The sequence below is a fragment of the Vibrio sp. 03_296 genome, assembly GCF_002265885.1.
The window spans coordinates 1-1,022 of record NZ_NPKW01000358.1 but is presented as its reverse complement, the minus strand read 5'-3'; the positions used below and the strand labels follow the sequence as shown (position 1 = coordinate 1,022).

The window sequence follows — 1,022 nt, the reverse complement described above, 5'->3', positions numbered from 1 at the left end:
CAGTGAGAAAACCGGCGTCATGGTGATTGACCAATCCAAGCCGTTGAAGGTGGCGGTTTCAAATAGGGTGGTCGGGTAGCCAACCTTTGCGAGTCAGCGAGGCAAAAATACTGGTTTTAAGCGCTTGTTGCTGTTCGCTGACATCGGCTTGAATGTCTAGGCCAACTTGGTGCTGCGCCAGTAAACGTCCCTCTTTATCGAGCAAGGCAAGGCGAGTTCGATCTGAATAAGCGAGCTGTTCAAGCTGGTTTGATAAGGTGGCCAAAGTGAAGTCGGCTCCCACCACGTATTGCCCATTCACCGAGCGTCGAGAAAGCGTCACCCCGTTGGTTTTWAGAAAGTAAAAAAATATGGCTCTGTCAGTCTGATCTCGCCGTCCATTTCGGCGTTGATAAACCAAGGTCTCACTCGAGGATCAAATGTGTTGTCATTGGTCTTTTTGTAGTCCATTCGTTCAAACTGGCTGTCGAGAAAGATGAACTCGTTGGTGCCATCCACATGGGTATTGTTAATCAGGAAAGCAGCGTTCGCTGGAGCGGAAAACTTGGACGGATGGTGGGCGAATTCGAGCATACGATATTGGGTGAAAGTCCCGCTTTCAGATGCGTGATACAGTGCAACCAAATTGGGATTTTCTTCAAAAATATGGGCCAGAGCGCTTAACCACGGTTTTTAGCTTGTTCTCATTGTTGTATTCATCAAGAAAAGCACTCACAGCCATAAAATCCAACGTGGTTAAAATTGGACCAACAGAGGTTTGAAACGCCGATTCCAGTTTGTGAGCGTGCTCGTTACTCAACCCTTCGGCACTTTTGCTCAACAAGTTGCGAGTGGTGTAGCTGATGGTGATCAGACAAATTCCAACAACCAGTTGTCAGCACTAAAACAGACTCGTGATATGAATACTCAGCGGGTAACGTTGTTTCTTCATGAGCGCTCCAGGTTCGCGTCTTCGTTTCAATCCTTGTCACCAAACAACTACTCGGTGTTGTGGGCGAAATCGAGAGATCGCGCCTACTTTG

The 1,022-nt window shown here is 47.7% G+C and carries 3 protein-coding genes; all 3 read right to left on the bottom strand.

Annotated elements, in window-relative coordinates; all coding sequences use genetic code 11:
• Nucleotides 1–58 precede the first annotated feature (58 nt).
• From CIK04_RS33770 to CIK04_RS33760, 3 genes are read right to left on the bottom strand one after another with little or no spacing between them, the layout of a single operon-like run.
• Entirely contained in the window at nt 59–322 is a 264-nt protein-coding gene (locus CIK04_RS33770; protein ID WP_325205792.1) for a hypothetical protein, read from the bottom strand.
• Nucleotides 319–624, bottom strand: a complete 306-nt coding sequence (locus CIK04_RS33765) for a hypothetical protein (protein WP_325205791.1) — start codon at nt 622–624, stop codon at nt 319–321. The genes CIK04_RS33770 and CIK04_RS33765 overlap by 4 nt, the downstream gene beginning before the upstream one ends.
• A 13-nt stretch (nt 625–637) precedes the next feature.
• On the bottom strand, nt 638–799 hold the full coding sequence (locus CIK04_RS33760) for a hypothetical protein (RefSeq protein WP_325205790.1): 162 nt from the start codon (nt 797–799) through the stop codon (nt 638–640).
• Nucleotides 800–1,022: the final 223 nt, after the last annotated feature.